This is a genomic window from Blautia sp. CAG:257 (assembly GCF_000433815.1).
Classification (GTDB): domain Bacteria; phylum Bacillota; class Clostridia; order Lachnospirales; family Lachnospiraceae; genus Blautia_A; species Blautia_A caecimuris.
Genome location: NZ_HF998977.1, coordinates 1 through 21,498, shown reverse-complemented (window position 1 = coordinate 21,498; position 21,498 = coordinate 1). Strand labels below are relative to the sequence as shown.

The 21,498-nt window shown below is 44.0% G+C and carries 22 protein-coding genes and 1 riboswitch; of the genes, 21 read left to right on the top strand and 1 reads right to left on the bottom strand.

The window, feature by feature from the left end:
* Positions 1 to 136 precede the first annotated feature (136 nt).
* The 21 genes from QVP40_RS00235 to QVP40_RS00140 all read left to right on the top strand — a co-directional run bounded on the left by QVP40_RS00235 (position 137) and on the right by QVP40_RS00140 (position 20,361).
* A complete protein-coding gene (locus QVP40_RS00235) occupies positions 137 to 1,120 on the top strand; it encodes a CotS family spore coat protein (protein WP_022066505.1) in 984 nt (327 codons plus the stop codon).
* A 197-nt stretch (positions 1,121 to 1,317) separates the two neighbouring features.
* On the top strand, positions 1,318 to 3,051 hold the full coding sequence (locus QVP40_RS00230) for a phospho-sugar mutase (protein WP_022066504.1): 1,734 nt from the start codon (positions 1,318 to 1,320) through the stop codon (positions 3,049 to 3,051).
* A gap of 12 nt (positions 3,052 to 3,063) precedes the next feature.
* Complete coding sequence (locus tag QVP40_RS00225) at positions 3,064 to 3,450, top strand: MazG nucleotide pyrophosphohydrolase domain-containing protein (RefSeq protein WP_022066503.1); 387 nt, start codon at positions 3,064 to 3,066, stop codon at positions 3,448 to 3,450.
* Positions 3,451 to 3,648: 198 nt separating this feature from the next.
* Positions 3,649 to 3,927, top strand: coding sequence for an HU family DNA-binding protein (locus QVP40_RS00220; protein ID WP_022066502.1), 279 nt, complete (start codon positions 3,649 to 3,651; stop codon positions 3,925 to 3,927).
* A 76-nt stretch (positions 3,928 to 4,003) separates the two neighbouring features.
* Positions 4,004 to 4,243 (top strand): RNA-binding S4 domain-containing protein, encoded by a 240-nt coding sequence (locus QVP40_RS00215; protein ID WP_022066501.1) that lies wholly within the window; start codon positions 4,004 to 4,006, stop codon positions 4,241 to 4,243.
* Between the two features lie 68 nt (positions 4,244 to 4,311).
* Positions 4,312 to 4,593 carry a sporulation protein YabP gene (gene yabP / locus QVP40_RS00210; RefSeq protein ID WP_022066500.1) on the top strand — a complete coding sequence of 94 codons (282 nt, stop codon included), beginning with the start codon at positions 4,312 to 4,314 and terminating at the stop codon, positions 4,591 to 4,593.
* Positions 4,594 to 4,596: 3 nt separating this feature from the next.
* Positions 4,597 to 5,079 carry a spore cortex biosynthesis protein YabQ gene (yabQ, locus tag QVP40_RS13950; RefSeq protein ID WP_303021660.1) on the top strand — a complete coding sequence of 161 codons (483 nt, stop codon included), beginning with the start codon at positions 4,597 to 4,599 and terminating at the stop codon, positions 5,077 to 5,079.
* Entirely contained in the window at positions 5,033 to 5,347 is a 315-nt protein-coding gene (locus QVP40_RS00205; RefSeq protein WP_022066498.1) for an FtsB family cell division protein, read from the top strand. The genes yabQ and QVP40_RS00205 overlap by 47 nt, the downstream gene beginning before the upstream one ends.
* 110 nt (positions 5,348 to 5,457) lie before the next feature.
* Positions 5,458 to 6,951, top strand: coding sequence for a SpoIIE family protein phosphatase (locus QVP40_RS00200; protein WP_022066497.1), 1,494 nt, complete (start codon positions 5,458 to 5,460; stop codon positions 6,949 to 6,951).
* 24 nt (positions 6,952 to 6,975) lie between these two features.
* Positions 6,976 to 8,385 (top strand): tRNA lysidine(34) synthetase TilS, encoded by a 1,410-nt coding sequence (tilS, locus tag QVP40_RS00195; RefSeq protein ID WP_022066496.1) that lies wholly within the window; start codon positions 6,976 to 6,978, stop codon positions 8,383 to 8,385.
* Complete coding sequence (hpt, locus tag QVP40_RS00190; RefSeq protein WP_022066495.1) at positions 8,378 to 8,911, top strand: hypoxanthine phosphoribosyltransferase; 534 nt, start codon at positions 8,378 to 8,380, stop codon at positions 8,909 to 8,911. Before tilS ends, hpt begins: the two co-directional genes overlap by 8 nt.
* A 16-nt stretch (positions 8,912 to 8,927) precedes the next feature.
* The gene (gene ftsH, locus QVP40_RS00185; protein ID WP_022066494.1) at positions 8,928 to 10,742 is read left to right on the top strand and encodes an ATP-dependent zinc metalloprotease FtsH; all 1,815 of its coding nucleotides are present in this window, start codon (positions 8,928 to 8,930) and stop codon (positions 10,740 to 10,742) included.
* Positions 10,743 to 11,067: 325 nt separating this feature from the next.
* Entirely contained in the window at positions 11,068 to 11,934 is an 867-nt protein-coding gene (locus QVP40_RS00180) for an amino acid ABC transporter substrate-binding protein (protein ID WP_022066493.1), read from the top strand.
* A 154-nt stretch (positions 11,935 to 12,088) separates the two neighbouring features.
* Positions 12,089 to 12,736, top strand: a complete 648-nt coding sequence (locus QVP40_RS00175) for an amino acid ABC transporter permease (RefSeq protein ID WP_022066492.1) — start codon at positions 12,089 to 12,091, stop codon at positions 12,734 to 12,736.
* 12 nt (positions 12,737 to 12,748) lie between these two features.
* Positions 12,749 to 13,510 (top strand): amino acid ABC transporter ATP-binding protein, encoded by a 762-nt coding sequence (locus QVP40_RS00170; protein WP_022066491.1) that lies wholly within the window; start codon positions 12,749 to 12,751, stop codon positions 13,508 to 13,510.
* Between the two features lie 145 nt (positions 13,511 to 13,655).
* Entirely contained in the window at positions 13,656 to 15,089 is a 1,434-nt protein-coding gene (gene purB, locus QVP40_RS00165) for an adenylosuccinate lyase (protein WP_022066490.1), read from the top strand.
* Positions 15,090 to 15,125: 36 nt separating this feature from the next.
* On the top strand, positions 15,126 to 16,403 hold the full coding sequence (locus QVP40_RS00160; RefSeq protein ID WP_022066489.1) for an adenylosuccinate synthase: 1,278 nt from the start codon (positions 15,126 to 15,128) through the stop codon (positions 16,401 to 16,403).
* 143 nt (positions 16,404 to 16,546) lie between these two features.
* Positions 16,547 to 17,362, top strand: coding sequence for an HAD-IA family hydrolase (locus QVP40_RS00155; protein ID WP_022066488.1), 816 nt, complete (start codon positions 16,547 to 16,549; stop codon positions 17,360 to 17,362).
* A gap of 460 nt (positions 17,363 to 17,822) precedes the next feature.
* Complete coding sequence (locus QVP40_RS00150) at positions 17,823 to 18,332, top strand: SEC-C metal-binding domain-containing protein (protein ID WP_022066487.1); 510 nt, start codon at positions 17,823 to 17,825, stop codon at positions 18,330 to 18,332.
* Entirely contained in the window at positions 18,332 to 18,814 is a 483-nt protein-coding gene (locus QVP40_RS00145; protein ID WP_022066486.1) for a YdcF family protein, read from the top strand. Before QVP40_RS00150 ends, QVP40_RS00145 begins: the two co-directional genes overlap by 1 nt.
* Positions 18,815 to 19,159: 345 nt before the next feature.
* Positions 19,160 to 19,352, top strand: a riboswitch (cobalamin riboswitch).
* 718 nt (positions 19,353 to 20,070) lie between these two features.
* Positions 20,071 to 20,361 carry a cysteine-rich small domain-containing protein gene (locus QVP40_RS00140; protein WP_022066485.1) on the top strand — a complete coding sequence of 97 codons (291 nt, stop codon included), beginning with the start codon at positions 20,071 to 20,073 and terminating at the stop codon, positions 20,359 to 20,361.
* 167 nt (positions 20,362 to 20,528) lie between these two features.
* Here the strand turns inward: QVP40_RS00140 and QVP40_RS00135 are convergent, their stop codons facing one another.
* Positions 20,529 to 21,242, bottom strand: coding sequence for a phosphatase (locus QVP40_RS00135; RefSeq protein WP_022066484.1), 714 nt, complete (start codon positions 21,240 to 21,242; stop codon positions 20,529 to 20,531).
* Positions 21,243 to 21,498 lie beyond the last annotated feature (256 nt).

The window sequence follows — 21,498 nt, the reverse complement described above, 5'->3', positions numbered from 1 at the left end:
TTTTCTGCAAATAGGATCAGAAATCAAAGAACATGATAAAACACCTGGCGGGACAGTACCGTGTGAACAGCTACGCATAATTTCCGCTCCTCTGTACATAAGTATAGAAAGTACAAAAAATGAGGGGGAAGCAGATTTGTATGATTATGGATTCAGCGTTCTGGAACAGTACGAGCTGACTGTAAAAAGTACAGCCCGTACCAGAGGAGGACTTCTCTGTCAGACTGACAGAGGTCCGGCAGTATTACGTGAACAGAGAGGCTCGGGAAAAAAACTTCAGAAGCAGCAGGAGCTTCTTTTAAAGCTGGAGGAAAATGGTTGTCTGGTAGATACCTTTCTGGAAAATAAAGAAGGAGAGCTTATTTCAACTGACCGGGATGGAATTTCCTATACTCTTCAGCGCTGGTATGAAGGGCGGGAATGTGATACAAGATCCAGAGAACAGATTCTGCAGGCAGTGGGGATGCTTGCCGGGATCCATAAAGAAATGAAACTTCCGACAGACCTTTCTTATATGGAAGAAAATCTGAATGACGAGTATCAGCGCCATAATCAGGAACTGAGGAAAATTCGCAGATTTATCAGAAAAAAAGGTCCTGCGTGTGCTTTTGAAAAGGAATATTTAAAATCTGTGGAATGGTTTCTGGCGAGAGGAGAGCTGGCTGTAAATATGCTCAGGGCGTCTTCCTATGCAGACCTTCGGGAAAAGGCAAAAGAAGAAGGCACAGTCTGCCACGGGGAATACAATCAGCATAACGTTCTGATACTGAAAACAAAGACGGCAGTAACAGGGTTCTCACACTGGTGTTTTGGAATCCAGATCGGAGATCTTTACCACTTTATGAGAAAAATACTGGAAAAATCAGGCTGGAATATAAATTTAGCAGAAGAAATGCTAAAAACATACCACAGAATCCGCCCGATTTCCGCAGAAGAGTGGGAAAACCTGAAGATCCGGTTTACTTATCCGGAAAAATTCTGGAAATTGTCCAACTACTATTATACCCACAACAAAGCCTGGATTTCTGAAAAAAATACGGAAAAGCTTCAGGCGCTGATCAGACAGAAAGAAAAATGGGAAGCTTTCGGAGAACAATGTTTTAAAGAATATAATTTTTAAAATACAGACAGAAGGAACTTTATATACTGTTTACACAGCATGTTTCCGGGGAATTTTAGATTTGGGGATCACCGGAGCCTGAAATTTTATGAAGGAGAAACTGTTCAGACTTCCCTTTTTCAGAAAACTGGTGTATAATTAGAAATCATAAACTTCGCAGAGCGCAGTTTAAAAAAGATATAGGGAGGTACAGCGGTATGGATTACAGAGAAGTATATGAGCAGTGGCTTGCGAACCCATACTTCGATGATGCAACAAAAGAGGAACTGAAGAACATCGCAGAAGAAGAGAATGAAATCAAAGAACGTTTTTATATGGATCTGGAATTTGGTACGGCGGGCCTGCGCGGAATCATCGGTGCAGGTACAAACCGTATGAATATTTACGTAGTAAGAAGAGCAACCCAGGGGCTTGCAAATTATATTGCAAAAGTGGGCAAACAGTCCCAGGGTGTTGCAATTGCCTATGATTCCCGCCATATGTCACCGGAGTTTGCTCAGGAAGCAGCTCTCTGTCTTGCTGCAAACGGAATTAAGGCATATATTTTTGAGTCTTTAAGACCTACACCGGAGCTCTCTTTTGCAGTCCGTCACCTTGGCTGTGTTGCGGGAATTAATATCACTGCCAGTCATAATCCGCCGGAATACAATGGATACAAGGTATACTGGGAGGACGGCGCTCAGATCACTCCGCCTCATGATACCGGAATCATGGGAGAGGTAAAGGCAATCTCCGACTGGAATACTGTAAAAACCATGGACAAGGCCCAGGCAGAAAAAGCAGGCCTTTATGAAGTGATCGGTCAGAAGATTGACGATGCCTATATGGAAGAGCTGAAAAAACAGGTGATCCATCAGGATGCCATTGAGGCAGAGGGCAAAAACCTGAAGATCGTTTATACACCTCTTCACGGAACCGGAAATATTCCTGCAAGAAGGATCCTGAAGGAGCTGGGCTTTGAAAACGTATATGTTGTTAAGGAGCAGGAGCTTCCGGACGGCGCGTTCCCTACAGTAAGCTATCCGAATCCTGAAGCAGCCGAAGCCTTTGAACTTGGCCTGAAGCTTGCAAAAGAAGTGGATGCAGATCTTGTTCTTGCCACAGATCCGGATGCAGACCGTCTGGGTGTGCGCGTAAAAGATAAAAACGGCGAATACCATGACCTGACAGGAAATATGTCCGGCTGTCTTCTTGCAAACTATGAGATCGGACAGCGCAGGGCAGTAAACGGAAGCCTTCCGGAGGACGGCGCTCTGATCAAGACAATTGTTACCAGCAATCTGGCAGATGCCATTGCAAAAGGCTATGGCGTTGATCTCATTGAGGTTCTGACAGGATTTAAGTTTATCGGTCAGCAGATTCTGGGATTTGAGAACAGCGGAAAGGGAACTTATCTTTTCGGCTTTGAAGAGAGCTATGGCTGTCTGATCGGTACATACGCAAGAGATAAGGATGCGATTGTGGCTACAATGGCGCTGTGCGAGGCTGCCGCTTACTATAAGACTCAGGGCAAAACTCTCTGGGATGCAATGATCGAGATGTATGACCAGTACGGATATTATAAGGATGATATCAAATCCATTACTCTGAAAGGAATTGAGGGACTTCAGAAGATCCAGGAGATCATGGATACTCTTCGTAAGAATCCTCCGGCAGAGTTTGCAGGACATAAGGTAGTTTCTGCAAGAGATTATAAAAAGGATACCATTACAGATCTGGCAACCGGAGAGGTGAAGCCTACCGGACTTCCAAACTCCAATGTTCTGTACTATGACCTGACAGATGATGCATGGGTATGTGTCCGCCCGTCCGGTACAGAGCCAAAAGTAAAATTCTACTATGGAGTAAAAGGAACTTCCCTTGAGGATGCAGATGAAAAGTCTGCTGTCATGGGCAAGGCTGTTCTTGATATGGTCAATACAATGATGTAATGCGGTGAGAAGATGCAGAATTTTGATGAATTTATGGAAGTGGTGCGAAAAATCCGCAAAAGCTGTCCCTGGGATAAGGTGCAGACTCATGAAAGTCTGAAACCTTATCTGATCAGTGAGACAAATGAACTTCTGGAGGGAATTGATCGTCTGAAAACACACAATGACAGTGAAAATCTCTGTGAGGAGCTGGGAGACGTGCTGTTTCAGGTTGCTCTCCACAGTGTGATCGCCCAGGAAGAGGGGCTGTTTACTATTGAGGATGTGATCGATGGTATTTCTTCAAAAATGCAGTTTCGTCATCCGAAAATCTTTGTTCCGGAGGATGAGACAATGACCTCTCTTTCCTGGGATCAGCTGAAAGAAATCGAAAAGAGCAGGAAGACGAAAAAGCTCTGAAAAGTATTTCAGAAGCATTAGCCGGAAGCGTTGCTTTTTACTCCGTTCACAGTAACCTGAAAGCCCCGGTTTACGGGGATTTGCCACAAAAAACCTTGACAATCTACAGGAAAAGGTATATAAATAGTAAATAGCGTGTGATCGACAGGAAGCATAACGCGATAATAAAGAAAGAGAGCATTTATAGGAGGAAACACCATGAATAAAACAGAATTAGTAGCAGCAATGGCGAAAGAGACAAATCTTTCCAGGAAAGATGTAGAAGCAGTCCTGAAATCTTTCACCGATGTTGTAGCATCCGAGCTCAAAAAAGGCGGAAAAATTCAGCTTGTAGGATTTGGTACCTTTGAGGTAAGCGAGAGAGCTGCAAGAGAAGGAAGAAATCCTCATACTGGTGAAACCATGAAAATCGAAGCTTCCAAAGCACCGAAATTCAAAGCTGGTAAGGCTTTAAAGGATCTTGTAAACGATAAATAATAAAGTTCAGCAGAGGGGGAACAGCGTGTTCCCCCTTTTTCTATAGATTACAGAAAAAAAGAACAGGAGATTTTGTATGCGTCTTGATAAATATCTGAAGGTTTCCCGTCTTATTAAAAGAAGAACAGTGGCAAACGAAGCCTGTGATGCGGGAAGAGTTTTGCTTAATGATAAACCTGCCAGAGCTTCTGCGGCAGTAAAGGCCGGAGACATTGTGGAGATCCAGTTTGGCGGAAAAAGCGTTAAGGTGGAAGTTCTTGATGTAAAAGAGACAGTCCGCAAGGAAGATGCGGAAAGTATGTTCCGCTATCTGTAGTTTTTACGTCTATTTATAATGGGTGTTTCATACATTGTTTATGGAAAGAAACAATGGGAGGCTGACCCTTGGAAGAGAAAAAAACAATGTGCGCCCACAGACTGTCCCTTGATAACCGACAGGAGGGCACGGTTACAGGCGTTCGGGACATTCATTCCTTTAATGAAAGCGAGATTTTGCTGGAAACAGAGGCCGGAAGACTTTCTGTAAAAGGAGAACTGCTCCATGTGCGGAGACTGAATCTGGAAAAGGGAGAGGCCGATATTGAAGGAAAAATAAACAGCTTAACCTATCTTTCAAAAAAGACAGAAAACAAAGAAGAATCTCTGCTGAAGCGGATGTTCCGGTAAAATATGAGCGGTTATATGGAGTATGAGGCAGTACTGTTTCTTCTGTCTGTGGTGATGGGGGCGGCTCTGTTTCTCTTTTATAAGATTCTGACTGCCCTGAGAAAAGTGATTTCCCATCCGTCCTGGGCAGTGGATGCGGAAGACCTTTTTTACTGGACTGCAGCAGGGATTTTTATGTTTTCTGTGATATACAGGTTCAATCAGGGAACCCTCAGATGTTTTCTTTTTGCAGGAAGTATTCTGGGAGCTGTTCTGTGCCGGGGGACGGTGGCAGATCTGTTTGAGCGGATTCTTGTGTTTCTGTGCGGGATTCCGGTGAATTTTGTAAAAATTTCAACAAAGAGGTTGCTATTTCTCTTTAAAAGATGTAGTATTTTATTGTATAAGTATCAAACTATGCAAAAAAGAAAAGGTTTTAAAACAAAGAGGATCAGTCAGGTTGAAAAAGTCAAAAAGAAAGAAAAGCAAAAAAAGAATAACGAATAACTATCTGGGAATGGCTGTTATTTCAGTTGTTGTTCTTCTGCTTCTTGGCGGCCTGGCAATGAAAAGTCACAGCCTCAGAAACAGGATTGCCTATTATGACGCCCAGGCAGCAGAGCTGAAACAGCAGATTTCTGATGAAAAAGAGCGGACAAAGGAAATTGACAAGCGCACAGAGTATATGCAGACAGATGAGTATGCGGCAGAGGTTGCCAGAGACAGACTGGGGCTTGTAAAAGATAATGAGATAGTGTTTGAAGAAGAAAAATAACACGGATTTTGGCGAAAAGTTTTTAATTGCTTTCGCCTGTGTTTGACAGATATTTTGGAACCTGTCCTTTATAATGGCACTTGATGAAGTGTATAAAGGGGAGGGGAAATATGCAGGAATGGATTATTGCCATGCTCGTGATCAGCCTACTGCTGATTTTCCGGGACATGGCAAAAACTATTTTGACGGGGCAAATGTCGAAAAAGGAGGAACCCTTTGCTCCCGGAGAAAGCCATCCTCAGAAGGAGAAGGTGGAGCGGTATGCGGCTTCTTTCCAGAAGCTGGCAGATACCTTTTACGGGATGCCCTACCGGAAAGAATATTTAAGCTCCGGTCAGATTGACGCGATATTGAAGGATACCAATGAGGAAATGTGCAGCAGATGCTATCACAGAGAAATATGCTGGGGAGAAAATTCCGGTTTTCTGAAGCAGGGCGGAGAGGCAATGATCCGCGCCATGGAAGAGGGGGATGAGGAGGCTGTAGAAATGATCCGTCAGGAGTGGGCGGAGATCTGCGGCAAATCCATACAGTATCTGGAAACAGTCAGAGAGCGTTTTCAGAAGGAAAAACAGAATCTGGTATGGAGCAACCGCATGATCGAAAGCAGGCTGGCAGTGGCACAGCAGCTGACAGAGATATCCCGGATCATGGGAATGGTGGCAGAAGATATTTATGATATTTCTCCGGCAGACCCGAAGTTTCAGGAGAGTATTCGCCGGATTCTGAAAAAACGTCATATTGTGCTGAAAAATGCCTGGGTTATGGATAAGGTAGAGGGGCGCAGGCAGATGTTCCTTACTATGAAAGCCAGAAGCGGCCAGTGTGTATCTGTGACAGAGGTTTCTCAGCTCCTTTCAGGTCTGTGCGAGTGCGCTATGACCTCTGCCGCTGACAGCAGAGGCATTGTAAACGGCGAATACCATACGGTACATTTTGTGGAAGACGTCAGCTATCAGGTTATGTACGGAGTGGCCAAGCTTACAAGAGAGGAAGAAAAGATTTCAGGAGATAATTACATCTGCAGACAGGAAGAAGGCGGAAAGTTTGTTATGTGTCTTTCTGACGGAATGGGTTCCGGCATGGATGCCTGCAGAGAGAGCGAGATCGTGGTGGAGCTTCTGGAGCAGTTTCTGGAATCCGGATTTACCCAGGAGACAGCAGCCAGAATGGTAAATTCTGCTCTGGTGCTGAAAGGACGGGAGGGAATGTTCTCCACAGTGGATATCTGCGCTCTGGATCTTTATACAGGAATCTGCAGCTTCCTGAAGGCCGGGGCTGCATCCACCTTTATTAAACGTGACCACTGGGTTGAGGCAATTTCTTCGGAAAGTCTTGCAGCAGGACTGGTTCAGCAGATTGATTTTGATACCGCTTCCCGGAAACTATATCATGGGGATTATCTGATTATGATGACTGACGGGGTTCTGGATGCTCTTCCTCTGGACAGAGAAGAGGAAACCATGAAGGAAATCATTATGGACGTGCAGGAGGAAAATCCCAGAGAGGTCAGCAGAGGGATTCTGGAACGGGTGCTGGGATACAGCGATTACCGGGCCAGAGACGATATGACTGTGCTGGTGGCCAGTGTGCTGCGCAAGTAGAAACAAAAGAGGAGAAAAGCAGACATGCAGGAGCAGATTTATGCAAAGGTTCGTGCTTTTGCAGAAAAAAACAGGATGTTCGACCAGTGCGGCGCAGTGGCTGCCGGAGTATCCGGCGGAGGAGATTCCGTGACCATGCTGGATATTCTGAACAGGCTGAAAGAAGAATACGGATTTCAGATCACAGCCGTTCACGTAAATCACGGGATCCGGGGCGCAGAGGCGCAAAGAGATCAGGAGGCGGCAGAGAAACTGTGCAGAAAAATGGGAATTCCCTGCAGAGTATACTGTTTTGATGTCCCAAAGCTTGCCGCACAGTGGAAAACCGGGCTGGAGGAAGCAGGAAGAACAGTCCGGAGGCAGGCTTTTGAAGAAGCGCTTGCCGGAGTACCGGTTTCAGAGAAAAAAAAGAAGCTCATCGCTCTTGCGCACAACAAAAACGATCTGGCAGAGACTATGCTTCATCATCTCTGCAGAGGAACCGGTCTCAGGGGACTTTCTTCCATGAAAGCGGCAGAGGATGGGATCATTCGTCCGGTTCTCTGCCTGGAACGGAAGGAAATTAATGAATATCTTAGAGAAAGAAATCTGCCCTATGTAACAGACAGCACAAATCTCCAGGACGAATATACCAGAAACAGGATCAGGCACCATGTACTTCCTGTTCTGGAAAGTGAAATCAATGAAAAGACAGTGGCTCATATGGCAGAGACATCTGAGCTGATTGGACAGGCGGAGGCTTACTTTCAGGAAAAAGGCGCTTCACTGGCAGAAAAATGCCGAACCGAAAAGGGAGAGATCCTTTTTGAAAAAAGTTTCCTGAAATATCCTGAAATTATCCGGAAGTATGCGGTGAGAAATGCTGTTGAAAAACTTGCAGGCAGAAGAAAGGATATTTCGCTGATACATGTGCGCGCAGTGCTGGAGCTTTTTGAACTTCGTACCGGAGCGTCAGTAAAGCTTCCATATAATCTGGAGGCAGCGAAAACATATGAAGGAATTATCATAAGGAAGAAAAATCCTGAGAATCCGGTCAGGGAATCCCGGGAATATCAGCTTCCTTTAAACGGAAGCCTTGCCTGTAGTCTGGGAAATTTTGAAACAAAAATCTTTTCCTGGTCAGACCAGAAGATTTGTGAAAAAAAGTATACGAAATGGCTGGATTATGATAGAATAAAATACGATATATCTGTCCGTACCAGAAAAACAGGAGATTACCTTACTGTAAACAGTCAGGGGCACCGCAAAAAACTGACGCGGTGTATGATCGATGAAAAAATCCCCCGTGAACAGAGGGATAAGATTCCTCTGATCACAGAAGGCAGCCAGGTTCTCTGGATCGTGGGCGGAAGAATGAATGAAAGGTATAAGATCACATCAGAGACAAAGAATGTGCTGGAAATCAAATACCAAGGAGGAAAATATCATGAGTGAAAAAATCAGAGTATTACTCAGCGAGGAAGAAGTGGAGGCAAGAATCAGACAGATTGCCGCAAAGATCAGCAAAGATTATGCAGGAAAAGAGATTCATCTGATCTGTGTTTTAAAGGGTGGAGTATTTTTTACCTGTGAACTTGCAAAAAGGATCACTGTTCCGGTATCTCTTGACTTTATGTCTGTGTCCAGCTATGGAGATGACACAAAATCAAGCGGTGTGGTAAGAATCGTCAAAGATCTGGATCAGCCTCTGATCGGCAAGGACGTGCTGATCGTGGAGGATATCATCGACTCAGGAAGAACTCTCAGCTATCTGATCGAAATCCTCAAAGGACGTAATCCAAACAGTGTCCGCCTCTGTACACTGCTGGACAAACCGGAGAGACGAGTGAAGGATGTTAAAGTAGATTACTGCTGCTTCAATATCCCGGATGAATTTGTTGTGGGATATGGTCTGGACTATGCCCAGAAATATCGTAATCTCCCGTTTATCGGCGTGGTAGAACTGGACACAGAAGAATGAAAGGAGATTCAGTTAAGTGAATAAACAGCCAAGCAGAATTGGCCTGTATCTGATTTTGATCGCATTGCTGGTGGGCGGATATTTTTATCTGAACAGCCAGGTGTCAGGTCAGAATGACTATACCATAGAAGCATTGGAGCAGGCAGCAGAAGAAGGAAGAGTAAATGATGCGGTGATTTATCAGAACAGGGAAGTTCCTACCGGTTCTGTGGCTGCAGATATTGAAAATGAAGGACAGAAGCGCGTCTATGTAACAGATGTCAAGGATGCACAGGAAATGCTGGAGGCAAACAATATTGCCCCGCTGGTAAAGGATGTTCCTCAGCAGAATGTGTTCCTTACCACACTTCTTCCTCTGCTTCTTACAGGAGGACTGATTCTGTTCCTTTTCCTGATGATGAACAGACAGATGTCAGGAGGCGGAGGAAATGCCAAAATGATGAACTTTGGCAAAAGCCGCGCAAGGATGATGCTTCCGGATGACAAAAAGGTAACATTTCAGAATGTAGCCGGACTTCAGGAAGAGAAAGAAGATCTGGTCGAGGTTGTAGATTTTTTAAAAGCGCCTCAGAAATATACAAACGTAGGCGCAAGGATTCCCAAGGGTGTTATTCTTGTAGGACCTCCGGGAACCGGAAAAACTCTTCTGGCAAAAGCTGTTGCCGGAGAAGCGGGAGTTCCGTTCTTCTCTATTTCCGGATCAGATTTTGTGGAGATGTTTGTAGGTGTGGGTGCTTCCCGTGTGCGGGATCTGTTTGAAGAAGGAAAACGCCATGCGCCCTGTATTATCTTTATTGACGAGATTGATGCTGTTGCAAGACAGCGTGGAACCGGTATGGGCGGTGGTCATGATGAGCGCGAGCAGACCCTGAACCAGCTTCTTGTGGAAATGGACGGATTTGGCGTCAACGAAGGAATTATTGTAATGGCTGCCACAAACCGTGTGGACATTCTGGATCCGGCCATTCTCCGCCCGGGACGTTTTGACCGCAAGGTTGCAGTTGGACGTCCGGATGTGAAGGGACGTGAGGAGATCCTTCGGGTTCATGCAAAGGATAAGCCTCTTGGCGAGGATGTGGATCTGGCGCAGATTGCTCAGACAACAGCAGGATTTACAGGAGCAGATCTGGAAAACCTTCTGAATGAGGCGGCGATCATGGCTGCCAGAGACAGCCGCAGCTATATTATGCAGCAGGACATCAAGCATGCCTTTATTAAAGTTGGCATCGGAGCAGAGAAGAGAAGCAAGGTTATTTCCGAAAAAGAGAAAAAGATCACTGCTTATCATGAGGCAGGCCATGCGATCCTGTTCCATGTGCTCCCTGATATGGATCCGGTATATACGATTTCCATTATTCCCACAGGAGTAGGCGCAGCAGGTTATACCATGCCTCTTCCGGAAAATGACGAGATGTTTAATACAAAAGGAAAAATGCTTCAGGATATCACTACTCTCCTTGGAGGCCGTGTGGCAGAAGAGATTATTTTCGGAGATATCACCACAGGAGCATCCAATGATATTAAGCGGGCAACTGCAACAGCCCGGGCAATGGTCATGCAGTATGGCATGTCTGAAAAAATGGGACTGATCGCTTACGGTGATGAAGGGGATGAAGTATTTATCGGAAGAGATCTTGCTCATACGAGAAGCTACAGTGAAGAGGTTGCAAAAGATATTGATCAGGAGATCCATGGGATCATTGACGGATGTCATAAGAAAGCCAGAGAGATTATTCTTGAGCATGAAGATGTGCTCCATAAATGCGCAGCTCTTCTGTTAGAGAAGGAAAAGGTGCAGAGAGACGAGTTTGAGGCACTTTTTACAGCATAAAATCATAGCGGCAAAAATACGCATGTACAATATATCCAAAAACAAATATGCATTTTTGTGAACTTTGTGCACACTTATTTGTTGACCCATGGTATTATATATATCGTAAAAACCCCCCAATACATTATATAGTTTTTGCTACACCCCATAAGAAGAAATACCTTCTCCAAAAAAGCCAGCTTATCCCGCTGGCTTTTTTACTGTCTGTAAATATATAAAAACTGTCTTGACAGGCGGGTACAGGTATGTTACGATATCAATACTTTCACATGGTAGAGTGACTACGTGATAACATAGAAGAGTGAAGCGAGAGGAGACAGACAGTATGAAGAAAAAAACAGTTGTGGTAATGATGGCGGCCCTGATGGCAGCAGGTATGATGTCTGCGGTAAACGTTCAGGCTGGAATTGAGGATAAAACACTGATCGTAGGCTTTGATGCGGAATATCCTCCTTATGGATATATGGATGAAAACGGAGAGTATACAGGCTTTGATCTGGAGCTTGCCCAGGCAGTGTGTGAGCTGGAAGGATGGGAACTTGAGAAGAAACCTCTGAACTGGGATTCTAAGGACATGGAGCTGAACTCCGGATCCATTGACTGTATCTGGAATGGTTTTACCATGAACGGAAGAGAAGACGAGTATACCTTTTCTGTTCCCTATGTGGATAACAGCCAGGTGATCGTTGTGGCAGAGGATTCCGGCATTGAGAAGCTTTCTGACCTTGCAGGCAAAACCGTAGGAGTTCAGGCGGCATCTGCAGCGCTGGACGTACTGAAAAGCGAGGAAGAAGGCGGTCAGAAGGAGCTGTCAGATACCTTTGCGGCTCTGAATGAATTTGCGGATTACAACACTGCGTTTACAGAGCTTCAGGCAGGAGCTCTTGATGCGCTGGCTATTGACATTGGCGTTGCTAAATATCAGATCAATTCCAGAGGGGAGGGCTTTATGATCCTGGACGAAAGTCTGAATACAGAGCAGTATGCAATTGGCTTCAAAAAAGGAAACGATGAACTCTGCGAAATCGTAAATGCAGATCTCCAGAAGCTTGCTGAAGACGGAACCGTGCAGGAGCTGGCCGAGAAATATGAAATTGCGGATATGGTAAGTCTGAAAGCTTCCGGAGAGGAAAGCGAGGAGGCTGCAGAAAAAGAAACAGAAGAAACTGATTCTGAAGAAGCGGCAGAATAAAAGCTGCCGGAAACAGTAACGGATAAAATCAGAACCGGGCAGAAGTCAGAACCCGGAATAAAAGACAAAAAAGCTGCTGTGCTGAAAATAAAAAATGTACAGCAGCTTTATTACGGCAGGAAAAGCTTTTCTGCCTGATAATGGAGGAAAAAATATGAGTTTTCAGGTAATGCTCCAACAGCTTTCCAGAGGCTTCGGGTCAACGCTTATGATCTTCTGTCTGACCCTTCTGTTTTCCCTGCCTCTGGGACTGGTGATATATTTTGGGAGGGTTTCCAGGTTCAAACCCCTCAGTCTGGTGGTAAAATGTTATATTTCTGTTATGAGAGGAACGCCGCTTATGCTGCAGCTTCTTCTGTGGTATTTCGGACCCTTTTATCTCTGGGGAATGAATATTGGAAATTATAAATTCACAGCGATTATCCTGGGCTGTTCTTTGAACTATGCAGCTTATTTTGCTGAGATCTACCGATCCGGAATAGAGTCCATTCCGGCAGGACAGTATGAGGCTGCGCAGCTTCTGGGCTACAACAGACAGCAGACATTTATGAAGATCATTCTGCCACAGATGATAAAAAACGTACTTCCTTCTGTAACGAATGAGGTGATCACACTGGTAAAAGATACTTCCCTTGTCTATTCGGTATCTTATATTGAGATGTTTGCTTTGGCAAAACAGATCGCAGCTGCGGAGACAACCGTTATGCCGTTCTTTATTGCAGGCGTGTTCTACTACATATTTAATTTTGTAGTTGCCTGGGTTATGGAATGGTTTGAGAAAAAACTGAATTACTATCATTAGGAGGAGACGGAAATGAATCTTCTGGAAATGAAAAATATAAAAAAAGAATTTAACGGACAAAGTGTTCTGAAAGATATTTCCCTTCAGGTAAAAGAAGGAGAGATTGTTTCCATTATCGGTCCTTCCGGTTCCGGGAAATCAACTCTTTTAAGGTGTGCTACCATGCTGACAGACATTGACAGCGGAGAAATTTCCTATATGGGAAAAAGATCCGTGTGGATGGAAAACGGAAAGACAGTGGTTCCTTCCGGAAAACAGCTAAAAGAAATACGTTCCTGTTTTGGGCTGGTGTTTCAGAATTTTAATCTGTTTCCCCACTATTCTGTAATAAAAAATATCACAGATGCGCCGATCCATGTTCAGAAAAGAAAAAAAGAGGAAGTTTACAGGGAAGCCAGGGAGCTTCTTGCAAAGATGGGACTTTCTGACAAAGAAAACGCCTATCCCTGTCAGCTTTCCGGAGGTCAGTGCCAGCGTGTGGCTATTGCCCGGGCTCTTGCGCTGAACCCTAAAATTCTGTTTTTTGACGAACCAACCTCAGCTCTTGATCCTGAGCTTACCGGAGAAGTGCTTCGGGTGATCCGTTCACTTGCAGATCTTCATATCACCATGGTGATCGTTACCCATGAAATGAATTTTGCAAAGGATATTTCAGACAGGGTGATCTTTATGGATCAGGGAGTAATTGCTGTAGAAGGAACTCCTCAGCAGGTATTTTCCTCTGAGAATGCTCGTATGCGTGAATTTCTGGGCAAATTCCACCAGGGAGCCTGAGAAAAGAGGTTGCTTTTAAATGTGGGATGTTATATAATTTTCCTCGTATGATATGACTGTCAGGAAAAGGCAGAAACAGAGACTGTGGTTCTGTCTGGCACCGGCAGATCACGGCAGGAATTTTTCAAATGATAGGAGAAACGGAATGAGTACAGACAGATATGTAAGTCCGCTTTCAGAGCGCTATGCAAGCAAAGAAATGCAGTATATTTTCTCACCGGATATGAAATTCCGCACATGGAGAAGATTATGGATCGCCCTTGCAGAGACAGAAAAAGAACTTGGCCTGAATATTACGCAGGAGCAGATCGATGAGCTGAAGGCTCACGCAGACGATATTAACTATGATGTGGCAAAAGAAAGAGAACGTCAGGTCCGCCATGACGTTATGTCCCATGTTTATGCATATGGTGTACAGTGCCCGAAAGCAAAGGGAATCATTCATCTGGGCGCTACTTCCTGTTATGTAGGTGACAATACAGATATTATCGTTATGGCAGAGGCTCTGAAGCTGGTTCGCAAGAAACTGGTCAATGTGATCGCAGAGCTGTCTAAATTTGCAGATAAATATAAAGATCAGCCAACTCTGGCGTTTACACATTTCCAGCCGGCACAGCCTACAACAGTAGGAAAACGTGCCACACTTTGGACTCAGGAATTCCTTATGGATCTGGAAGACCTTGAGTATGTTTTAAGCACACTGAAGCTTCTGGGCTCAAAGGGAACAACAGGAACCCAGGCAAGTTTCCTTGAGCTTTTTGACGGAGATCAGGAAACAATTGACAAGATCGATCCGATGATCGCAGAAAAAATGGGATTTGAGAACTGCTATCCGGTATCCGGACAGACCTATTCCCGTAAGGTGGATACGAGAGTTCTCAATATTCTTGCCGGAATTGCCGCAAGCGCCCATAAGATGTCCAATGATATCAGACTTCTTCAGCATCTGAAGGAAGTAGAGGAACCTTTTGAGAAGTCTCAGATCGGTTCTTCCGCAATGGCATACAAGAGAAATCCTATGAGAAGTGAGCGTATTGCGTCACTTTCCAGATATGTGATGGTGGACGCCCTGAATCCGGCGATCACATCAGCAACTCAGTGGTTCGAGAGAACTCTGGATGATTCTGCAAACAAGAGACTGAGTGTTCCGGAAGGCTTCCTTGCCATTGACGGAATCCTGGATCTGTGCCTGAACGTGGTAGACGGACTGGTTGTTTATCCGAAGGTAATTGAAAAACGCCTTCGTTCTGAGCTTCCGTTTATGGCAACCGAAAATATTATGATGGATGCAGTGAAGGCAGGCGGAGACCGTCAGGAACTTCACGAGCGCATCAGAGAGCTTTCCATGGAAGCGGGACGTACTGTAAAGGTAGAAGGAAAGGATAACAATCTTCTGGAACTGATCGCAGCAGATCCGGCCTTTAACCTGACTTTAGAAGAACTGGAAAAGACAATGGAGCCTTCCAGATATGTAGGAAGAGCAAAAGAGCAGACAGAGGTATTTCTTGCAAAGACCGTACAGCCTGTTCTGGACGCACATAAAGAACTTCTGGGAGTAACCGCAGAAATTAATGTATAATGAGATCAAAGAACGACACGAGGAGGAAATAGTGTTATGATCAAAGCAGTAGTTGGAGCAAACTGGGGAGATGAGGGAAAAGGTAAGATCACTGACATGCTTGCCCAGGAAGCGGATATTATCGTAAGATTTCAGGGAGGTGCCAACGCAGGTCATACAATCGTGAATGATTATGGTAAATTTGCGCTTCACACACTTCCGTCAGGTGTATTTTATGATCACACCACCAGTATTATCGGCAATGGCGTGGCACTGAATATTCCGGTGTTTTTCAAGGAATATCAGGAGGTTGTGGACAGAGGAGTTCCGGCTCCGAAGATCATGATCTCTGACAGAGCGCAGATCGTAATGCCGTATCATATTCTGTTTGACCAGTATGAAGAGGAGCGTCTGGGCGGTAAGTCCTTTGGTTCCACAAAATCCGGTATTGCGCCTTTTTATTCTGATAAATATGCAAAAATCGGCTTCCAGGTAGCGGAACTGTTTGATGAGGAAGCTCTCAGAGAAAAAGTAGAACGTGTATGTGAGACAAAAAATGTTCTTCTTGAGCATCTGTATCACAAACCGCTTCTGAATCCGGATGAGATCATGGAAGAGCTGATGAAATATAAAGAGATGGTAGCTCCTTATGTGGGAGATGTTTCTCTGTTCCTGTGGAATGCGCTGAAAGAAGGAAAAGAAATTCTTCTGGAGGGGCAGCTGGGTTCTCTGAAGGATCCGGATCACGGAATTTATCCGATGGTTACTTCTTCTTCTACTCTGGCAGCTTACGGCGCCATCGGCGCAGGCGTTCCGCCGTATGAGATCAAGAAGATCATTACTGTATGCAAGGCTTATTCCAGCGCAGTAGGAGCGGGCGCCTTTGTTTCTGAAATCTTTGGCGAAGAAGCTGACGAGCTTAGAAGAAGAGGCGGAGATGGCGGAGAATATGGTGCGACCACCGGACGTCCGAGACGTATGGGATGGTTTGACTGCGTGGCTTCAAAATACGGCTGCCGTATGCAGGGAACAACTGATGTTGCATTTACTGTGCTTGATGTTCTGGGATATCTGGATGAAATTCCTGTTTGTACAGGCTATGAGATTGACGGAAAAGTTACAACAGAATTCCCCACAACAGGACTTCTGGAAAAAGCAAAACCGGTTCTGGAAGTGCTTCCGGGATGGAAATGCGATATCCGCGGAATCAGAAAATATGAAGATCTGCCGGAAAACTGCCGCAAATATATAGAGTTTGTGGAAAAACAGATCGGATTCCCAATCACAATGGTTTCTAACGGACCGGGAAGAAACGATATTATTTACAGAAAATAAATCAACAAAACGCCGGGGAAGTATCTCCGGCGTTTTGTTACCGGGAAATCCGTACCTTTTTGTACTGATATTTCCGGTAAATAAAAATACAGCGGACAGATATGAAGACGCCGCTGACAGCAGAAAGGATGTGTACAGTATAAATGAGTAAATGGAAAAGGGGACTGGCCCTTGCAGGAGCAGTTTTTCTTCTGGTGATCTTCTGCCTTCCCATGTACTTTGCTCTTACCGGAACATTTTCAATGGGAAAATTTATGGCCTCTCTTGCAGGGGCGCTGTTTGCAGCAGTGATGGCTTATGCAATGTGGCTTATGTACAGGCTTCTTAACAGAAAAAGACTGGAAAAAGACGGACGCAGGATCAAAAATGTTATTTTTGACGTAGGTAATGTTCTGGTAGATTACGACTGGAAAACTTACCTGAAGGGCTTTCATTTCCCGGAGGAAGAGGAGAAAAAGCTTGCAAAGGAAATTTTCCAGAGCGATATCTGGAATGAGAGAGATAAGGGGCTTTATGATGAGGAAGAATATATTCGCCGGTTTATAGAAAAGGCTCCTGAATACAAAAAAGATATCCGCAGAGTTCTGAGAGAAACACCTAAGACGATCGGTACAAAGGACTATGCTCAGACCTGGGTACAGTATCTGAAAAAACGGGGATATCGTCTTTATGTTCTCTCAAATTACAGTGAATATATGCTGGAGCGCACAAAGGCTAAAATGAATTTCCTGAAATATATGGACGGAGCAGTATTTTCCTGCGATGTAAAAGAAGTGAAGCCGGAACCGGCAATTTACAAGATCCTTCTGGAGGATTACGGCCTGAAGCCTGAGGAGTGTGTATTTATTGACGACCGGGAAGAAAATTGCCGGGGAGCACGTAAACTGGGAATGCATGCAGTGCGTTTCCATGATTTTAAACAGGCTGCAGCAGACCTGGAGGCTCTGGGAGTAAAATAAAAAATCCCGGAACCGCGTCAGAGCGTCAGTCCCGGAACCTTTAAAGGGGAGGATATAAGTATTTCCGAAGCTGCTGCTGTATACTCGGTTTACGGCAGCAAATGTTTTCGGGCGTGTCCGTTCACTGTTCCATTGCCACAGGCAATGCGGAATGAATTTTTGCCTGTTGCCGTGGATGAAGTGAACAGTAACAGTATGGCCAGAATCTCAGTGTCTTATACATGAAGCATAAAATTGGATAATTATATTTTTCCGTGAGAGTAACAGGGATAAAGTATGATTGCCTGAGATGGTTTGAAAGGTATGCTGACCAGCCTGCTGTGAACGAAGGAAACAGTGTGATTTTTGTTTAAACCAATGGGAACCGGGATAAAATAGGGTTTGTTTTTTCCAGATAAAAGTGCTATAATATGAACACTGATGAAAATTTGATAATACATTGAAAAGAGGATGAAATAACATGAGTGATAAAACAATTTTAGAGCAGTGGCGTGCAATGGCTTATGACCAGCAGGCAGACCGCAATAAGCTTCAGCAGTTCTGGGCAGCTTATTTTAATATTGAAAAAGGCATTTATGAGCAGCTTCTTTCCAATCCGGATGAAGTTGTAAGCGGTACAGTAAAAGAGCTTGCCGAAAAATACGGACAGGATGTTCTGACCATGGTTGGTTTCCTGGACGGCATTAACGACAGCCTTAAGGTTCCGAACCCTATTGAGACAATGGACGAGAACACAAAAGTAAACCTTGCTTTTGACAAAGAGCTTCTTTACAAAAACATGGTTGATGCAAAGGCTGACTGGCTGTATGAGCTTCCTCAGTGGAATAATATTTTTACAGAGGAAAAACGTAAAGAGCTGTACAAAGAGCAGAAAAAATCCGGTACTGTTGTAAAACCGCACAAGATCGGACGTAACGATCCCTGTCCGTGCGGAAGCGGAAAGAAATACAAATTCTGCTGCGGCAAATAATGAAAATAAAAAATAATCTTGATTACATTATCGTGCTTGGCGCCCATGTGGACGGAACACGACTGAGTATGGCCCTTCTGGAACGCACCAGAAGGGCTTTGCAGTATCTGGAAAATAATCCTGACACCAAAGCAGTTCTCTCCGGCGGACAGGGCAGGGGGGAAGCAGTCAGTGAGGCAAAGGCCATGTACGATTATCTGACCGGTCATGGAATCAGCAGAGAGCGGCTGATCCTGGAGGAAAGATCTACCAATACAAAAGAAAATCTGGATTTCAGCCTGGAAAAAATAGGGGATCTGAATAAATCAGTAGGAGTTGTTACCAATAACTTCCATGTATTTCGGGGAGTGGCTATCGGAAAGAAATGCGGATGCAGAGATATCTGTGGAATTCCATCCAGATATCGTTCCTGGAGACTTCTGATCTATATTCCCAGGGAGATTCTGGCTGTTATCAAGGATAAGATTATGGGGAACCTTTGATTTTACAGCCATAATACAGGGATTATGATTTCAGCCGCAGGAAAAAGTAAGAGAAGTGTAAAAGGCGCTATTCTGATTTCTTTCTGTGCCCAGTGACGAAAAGTTAATAATATTTACAGTTTTTCGTACGGAACTAAATCATTAAGTGGAATCCGTAGTTGTTTATCCATTTCTGAATCCACAGCTTTTTCATTTCTGTACATGCCTGTAAGTCTGTAAAATATGTCAAAATACCTCGCTAAATAGTTCTGTGTGAACAGTAGCTAAAATTTAAAAAGTGGAGGAATTTTGTTTGGAATTCCTTGACATTTATATAAAGATGTGGTAGGATAACGTCAGTATAATTCCATATTGAACATATGAAGTGCTGGCTGTTTTCCGCGAAGCAGTCAGAAAAGGGAATCAGGTGAAAGTCCTGAGCGATCCGGTCACTGTAACAGAGGAGCAATCTTTCAGAAACCATTGTACATATGTATGAGAAGGGGAAAGAGAACATTGATTCTGGAGCCAGGAAACCTGCTTTGTATGGCGAGGTTAAACTTCCGTGTAAAGTGTAACAGCCAACCTGAAAAATCCGCAGTTTCAGGCGTTGTCTGCTTGATGGAAGCAGGCATTTTTTATGGAATCCGCCTGTTCGTATGAATTATACTTACCCTTAAAGGGTGATGATTAAATGGCAGGCGATACTACTCCGGATGCGTTCGTTCCCTCCGCATATTTTGAACGAATCCATGGTCTACCCCGGAGTAGATCGCAACCTCAGAAGAATTTGGATATCGGCGTTTATGACGCCGATTTTTTCATTTACCGGAAATTCAGGGAGTTTGAAGCGGACGTATCTGCCCTTATGACGTTGCGCGTTTTTAACCTGCTTATTTCATATTATATTTTATGAAAGAGCAAAAACAGAATTTCAGACAATAGAATCTGCAGTGTGCGGATACAAAAAAGGCAAAGCCCTGTTTGTGAATCAATGAAAAATCAGAATATGACAAATTTATGTGTTTTAAATTTACCTATTTACAGTAATATTCTATAAATGGGCAAATATCGAATATTGCACAATAGAATCCGTAATACACAGACATAAAGGAAAGATTAAGCTCTATATGTGCATTTTATAAAGACAAATTTGTGATGATTTTGTGTGCTTTTTCAAATTTGTTCATTTACAGTTATATTGTTAAACGTCGGCAGAGTCAGTAAGTCTTGTATAGAAAATGTAAAAATGAAACAGGAAATAAAAGGAGAACACCATGGAAAAACCATACTGGGAAGGTAAGCATTATTCATTTTTCAGCAATAAAGAATGTGAGTATTTCCCCTGCCATCAGGGAGCAGATCCGGAAAATTTTAACTGTCTGTTCTGCTATTGTCCGCTTTATGCGCTTGGAGATAAATGTGGAGGCAATTTTCGTTATACGGATAAAGGAATTAAGGATTGTACAAATTGTCAGCTTCCTCATAAGAGAAAAAATTATGGATATATAACCGGAAAATACGCAGAGCTGGCGGAAATGATGAAAAAAATAAAGGATTCTGAGTAAAAGAAGAAAATCTGTCCGGTATGTATGGGCAGAGGCTCAAAAAACAGAATAAGAATCAAAAGAAACCCTGACAGGACAGGCCGAAAAACTGTGAAGACACAGATTTCAGCCGTACGTCAGGGTTTTATCGGCAGAATGATATGGCTGCAGGGAAAATGCTCTGTTCATCAACGGGTCTGCAGAAACACTTTCAGTCTGGGAAGCTGATTATTCAGGATCAGATTTTCGGGAAACATTTCCTGGTGTACAAAATCAGCGGCATAAGTAAAATCCCCCACATGTTCTTTGCCGTGGCTGTCGCTGGAAAGAATTACAGGAAGACGATACTTGCGGCAGCAGCGGAGAATTTCCCGGTTGTTGGACCGAGTATCACCGCGGTAGCTGTAAGGCGCCAGAGAGGCTTCATTGATCTCAAAAATTACATTCTGTTTTCGAGCTTCAAAGGCCAGTTTTTCATAATCAGCAGGAAATCGGGGATTGTCACAGTGCCCCAGAATCTTTACATGGGGATTTTTCATAGCGTTTATGTAGGCTTCCGTGTTTTCTTCACAGGAAGCATTTTTGTAATTCTGACTATGGATGCTGGCAATGGCATAGTCCAGCCTAGACAGTAATTCTTCCTCCAGATCGGTATGTCCTTCTTTATCAAGAATATTAAGTTCAATTCCATAGAACATTTCCAGACCAAAACGTTTTCTGGGAGAAAAGGTCAGACTGCGGAAGTACGAAGGAGTTCCGGCTGCCAGTGTGGCCGGACCGTGATCCGTAATACCCAGAAGCTTCAGTCCTTTTCTGGAAGCGATTTTTGCCATTTCAGAAATCGTACAGCTGGTTCCGTGACCGCTTGCGATAGAATGTGTATGCATATCAGAAAGATACATAGACTGCTCCTTGTATAGTAAACATAAAATACCCTGTATTTCCAGGGGATGATATAAAATATACTTTAAGTATGGCAGGAATACAGTGAGAAGTCAATGAAAAAACATAGAACTTTCTGCAGGCGTATGATATAATCACCTTATAGGATTCCTCTGTAGAACTGGAGGAAGGATGAAGAAACGAAAAACATTACAGGACCTGACGATCAAAGATAATTTCATGTTTGGCGCGGTAATGAGTGTGGAAGAAAACTGT